Source organism: Streptomyces synnematoformans (genome assembly GCF_039531005.1).
GTDB lineage: Bacteria > Actinomycetota > Actinomycetes > Streptomycetales > Streptomycetaceae > Streptomyces > Streptomyces synnematoformans.
Window position 1 is genome coordinate 1 of sequence record NZ_BAAAPF010000442.1, and the last position, 4,373, is coordinate 4,373.

Genomic DNA, 4,373 nt, shown 5'->3' on the forward strand with positions numbered 1-4,373 from the left:
GGCCGTTCGCCGCGCGGCCGTTGCGCGCGGGTCCGGCGGACTCGGTGGCCCGGGCGGCGCGGAACGCGGCCAGCGCCGCCTGCTCTCCGGGGAGTTCGGTGCCGGGCGCCGGGCCGGCGGCGAGCGCGGCGGCGGCCAGCAGGGCGGCCAGCCGCTCGGCGGTGTCCCGGTCGGCGGGCGGCAGCCCGCGCCCGGCGTCCGGCGGTTCGCCGTCGAGCAGCCGCTCGGCGGCGCGCTGGTCGAGCCAGGTGTTCCGGTCGTCGTCCGCCATCACATACCCCTGAGCATCCACGTGGCCGTGCAGGTGGCGTCGCCCGCCGGCTCGCCGGTCAGGCAGGCACCGGCCGCGGCCTCGCCGAGCTGGTCCGCGAGCCGGCGCACGCCGCGGTGGGCGGCGGAGCGGGCCGCGGCGGGGCTCGTGCCGAGCACGTAGGCGGCTCTCTCGGCGTCCAGCCCCACGATCGCCCGCAGCGCCACGGCGTCGGCCTCCTCGCGCGGGAGCCAGGCGATCAGGGCAAGGGTACGCCCGCTGTCCGGCCGCTTCGGGGCGGCCTCCGGGTGCGGCGCGGGGCGCTGCGCGCGGGGGTGCCGCGGGCCGGGGTGCCGGGGGCCGCGGGCGGGGCGGGCAGGGCGGTGGCCCAGGTGCGTCAGCGCGCGGGTGCGGGCGATCCGGGCGCACCAGGCGCGGAAGCACGTGCCGTCGCCGTCGAAGGTGCCGAGGTCGCGGGCGATCTCCTGCCAGGCGCCCGCGGTGACCTCCTCCGCGTCGCCGTCGCCCTCGGCGTCGCCGACGAGGGTGCCGACGTAGCGCAGCAGGCGGGGGTGCAGGGCTCGGTACAGGTGCACGAACGCGGTCTCGTCGCCGGCCTGCGCGGCGCGTATCGTCTCCGTGAGCGGTCCGTCGGCCTCTGTCATGCCGGGTCAGCCCGCCCGTGGCGCTCTGCTTCGGCGCACACAAAACGGATCCATTCGGTATGCACCCCCCAGGTGCCGGTTTTTCCGGAGCCCGACCACTTGTCCTCGGCGCCCGCCGGCGCGGAAGAGCACGCTACGGCCCGCCGCGGGATCGCGTCCAGTCCGGGGACCCGGGCCCACGGCCCGTGGTACGCAAGAGAGTTGCGGCACCGAAAGGGGCATGTGCGGCGGCGTCCTCCGGCCGGTCACCGGTCTTGGTCCGGGCGGCCGCGGCGGTCCCGGAGCCCGTCGAGGAGCTGGCGTACGAGGGTGGCCGCCAGGTCGTCGGCGAGCGGGCGGTGGCCGAGGAGCAGCCGGTGGTAGACGGGCGCGAAGAGCTGGTCGACGGCGGCGGCCACGTCGGTGCCGGGGCGCAGTTCGCCGCGGGCCACGGCGTCGTGGAGCAGCCGGGCGCAGGCCGCGCGGCGGGGGCGCACCCACCGCTCGTCGAGCGCCGTGCGGATGCCGGGGTCGGTCTGCGCGGCCGCGACGAGGCCGGTCACCAGCCGCCCGGCGGGGGTGTCGCGGACGGTCCGGACGAGCGCGCCGACCTGGGCGGTGAGGGCGTCGGCGAGCGGCGCGCCGGCGGCCTCGCCGTCCGGGTCGGCGGGCGTGCCGCCGGCGACGCTCGCCAGGCTGTCCAGCATCACGTGCCCGCGGGTGGGCCACCACTTGTAGACCGTCGACTTGCTGACCCGCGCCCGGGCGGCTATCGCCTCCATGGTGACCGCCCGCGCCCCGCCGGAGGCCAGCAGCTCGGCGGCCGCGGCGAGCACCGCTGACCTGGCCCGCTCGCTGCGCGGCCGGCCCCGCGGCGCGCGGGCCCCGCCCGTTCCGCCCATGCCCGCCTCCGGCGTCCGCCCTATACTGAACGCACCGTACGGTAAAGGGAAGGAGCGCGTGTGACCAGCGTCCCGGTCCGCAGGCTCAACGACGGTGCGAAGCTCCCCGCGCTCGGCCTCGGTACGTACCCGATGGACGACGCGCAGGCCGAACAGGCGGTCGCGACCGCGCTGGAGACCGGCTACCGGCTCGTCGACAGCGCGCTCAACTACGGCAACGAGACCGGCACCGGCCGCGGCATCGCGCGCAGCGGTGTCCCGCGCCAGGACGTCGTCGTCACCACCAAGCTCCCGGGCCGCCACCACGGCTTCGAGCAGACGCTTGCGTCCTTCGAGGAGTCCCGCAAGCGGCTCGGGGTGGGATACGTCGACCTGTACCTGATCCACTGGCCGCTGCCGCGCGTGGACCTGTACGTCGACTCCTGGCGCGCGATGATCAAGCTGCGGGAGGAGGACCTCGTCCGCTCGATCGGCGTCTCCAACTTCACCGTCGCCCAGCTGGACCGGCTGGAGCGCGAGACCGGGGTGCTGCCGGCGGTCAACCAGATCGAGCTGCACCCCCACTTCCCGCAGGAGGAGCTGCGCGCGTACCACGCCGCCAAGGGCATCGTCACCGAGAGCTGGAGCCCGCTCGGCCGAGGCACCGACGTGCTGGCCGACCCGGGGATCGCCCGGGTGGCCGAGGCGCACGGCGTGACGCCCGCCCAGGCGGTGCTGCGCTGGCACGCGCAGCTCGACGCCGTCCCCGTGCCGAAGTCCGCGGATCCCGCGCGGCAGCGCGAGAACCTCGACGTCTTCGGGTTCGAGCTGTCGGCCGCCGAGATGGCCGCCGTCGCCGGCCGGCCGCGGCGCCGCGTGGGCGGCGATCCGGACGTGCACGAGGAGTTCTGACCCGCGGACGGGCGCCCGCGGGACGCCGTGCGGGTGCGGCCGGCCACCGGCGGCGGTACGGGGCCGGGAGGCGCCGTGGCCGGCGCGCGGCCGGCCCCGTACCGCCGGGCGGGCGGGCCGGGCTCAGTCCGTGCTGCAGACCAGGTCCCCGGGCGCCGACAGCGTCGAGTCGCCCGTGCCGGTCATGCCGACGGTGACCGATCCGCCGGCCGGAATGACCCGGGTGTACGCGGCCGGGGTGACCGTGACCGCCGTGCCGCTCTGGCTGATGCTGCCGCCCCAGGCGTTCGACACGGTGTGTCCGCCGGCGAACGTCCAGGTCAGCTCCCAGCCGTCGATCGGCGTGTCGCCGGTGTTGGCGACGGCGACCTCGGCCTGGAAGCCGCCCGGCCAGGAGCCGACGACCTCGAACGAGGGGGTGCAGTCGGCGGACGGCGCCGGTCCGGTGCCGGTCGTGGCCGTCACGGTCGCGGAGCGGGGCGAGACGTTGCCCGCCGCGTCCCGGGCGCGTACGGCGAAGGTGTAGTCCGTGGCCGGGTCGAGTCCGGTGACCGTGACCGCGGTGCCGGTGGTGGCGGCGACCCGGTCCTCCGCGGTGCCGTCCACCGCGTAGACGTCGTAGCCCGTGACGGCAACGTTGTCAGTGGCCGCGGGCCAGCTCAGCGTGGCCGAGTTGTGGGTCACGCCGGTGACGGTGGGTGCCCCGGGGGCGGTGGGCGCCTCGGTGTCGCCGCCTCCGCCGCCGTAGACGGTCGCCTCCTTCGCGGTCGCCACGATGCCGTCCGCGCCGTTGAAGAAGCGCCGGCCCCAGTCCGTCAGCGCGGCCGGGTCGAAGTTCACCGTCATGTCGAGGTACTCGACGCCGCCGCTGTTGCCGCTGTACGACCAGCCCAGGTAGCCGAGGCCCAGTTCCCGGGTGATGCGCATGATGGCGTCCTCGTCGGGGTCGCCGTCGGAGTGGTTGTGCCCGAACTCGCCGACGGCGATGGGCAGTCCGGCCTCGGTGAAGGACGTCAGATAGTCCTCGATCTCCGCGGCGGTGTCGTAGACGCCGTACATGTGGACCGAGAACAGGGTGTCGCCCTGCGGGTCGGACGCGGCGACGGCGGCCGCGTCGGTGCGCATCGTGTTCGTCCAGTCCTGGCCCCAGTTGGGGGCGTCCGCCATCAGCGTGTGCTGGAACCCGGCGGCGCGCAGCCTGCCGATGGCGCCCCGGGTGTCGGCGGCCCAGGCTTCGTAGCCCTGGTTGCCGTGCGGCTCGTTGCCGAGGTTGACGATGACGTAGTCCTCCTGGCCGACGAGCGCGTCGCGGACGCTGATCCAGTAGTCGGCGGCGCGGTCGAGCGAGACGGCGGCGCCCTCCTCGCCGTAGCCGGTGGTGTCGTGGACCTCCAGTACGCAGATGAGGCGGTTCGCCTTGCATTGGGCGACAACGTTGTCGACGTCGGCGACGTCGCTGCGCGTCCAGCGGTCGCCGGTGGCCAGGACCACTCGCACACTGTTCGCGCCCAGCTGCTTGATCTCGCGCAGCGAGTCCAGCTCGCCGGTGTACCAGGCGTGCGGGTGGTTCACGCCGCGCAGCACGAAGTCGTTGCCGTTGCCCTCCAGCAGCCGGCCGCCCTCGGTGTGCAGCCCGACGCCTACCCCACGGTCCAGCGGGACACCGCGGTGCCGACGCTCGCGGTG

The 4,373-nt window shown here is 75.7% G+C and carries 4 protein-coding genes and 1 pseudogene; 1 reads left to right on the forward strand and 4 read right to left on the reverse strand.

The window, feature by feature from the left end:
* The 3 genes and pseudogenes from ABD317_RS33970 to ABD317_RS33980 all read right to left on the reverse strand — a co-directional run.
* Positions 1-271: pseudogene (locus ABD317_RS33970) on the reverse strand (hypothetical protein); the annotation flags it as partial.
* Positions 271-915, reverse strand: a complete 645-nt coding sequence (locus tag ABD317_RS33975; RefSeq protein ID WP_344295201.1) for an RNA polymerase sigma factor — start codon at positions 913-915, stop codon at positions 271-273. The gene ABD317_RS33975 and the pseudogene ABD317_RS33970, both read right to left, overlap by 1 nt.
* Positions 916-1,160: 245 nt before the next feature.
* Positions 1,161-1,796 (reverse strand): TetR/AcrR family transcriptional regulator, encoded by a 636-nt coding sequence (locus ABD317_RS33980; RefSeq protein WP_344295203.1) that lies wholly within the window; start codon positions 1,794-1,796, stop codon positions 1,161-1,163.
* A gap of 60 nt (positions 1,797-1,856) precedes the next feature.
* Here ABD317_RS33980 and ABD317_RS33985 point away from each other — a divergent pair, with 60 nt between their 5' ends.
* Positions 1,857-2,687, forward strand: a complete 831-nt coding sequence (locus ABD317_RS33985; protein ID WP_027751665.1) for an aldo/keto reductase — start codon at positions 1,857-1,859, stop codon at positions 2,685-2,687.
* Positions 2,688-2,810: 123 nt separating this feature from the next.
* Here the strand turns inward: ABD317_RS33985 and ABD317_RS33990 are convergent.
* On the reverse strand, positions 2,811-4,373 hold a 1,563-nt coding region (locus ABD317_RS33990; RefSeq protein ID WP_425582510.1), incomplete at its 5' end, for a cellulase family glycosylhydrolase.

Excerpts from the sequence above, each read along its gene's own strand:
- ABD317_RS33975 (WP_344295201.1), bottom strand. The coding sequence starts at position 915 with ATGACAGAGGCCGACGGACCGCTCACGGAGACGATACGCGCCGCGCAG.
- ABD317_RS33980 (WP_344295203.1), bottom strand. The coding sequence starts at position 1,796 with ATGGGCGGAACGGGCGGGGCCCGCGCGCCGCGGGGCCGGCCGCGCAGC.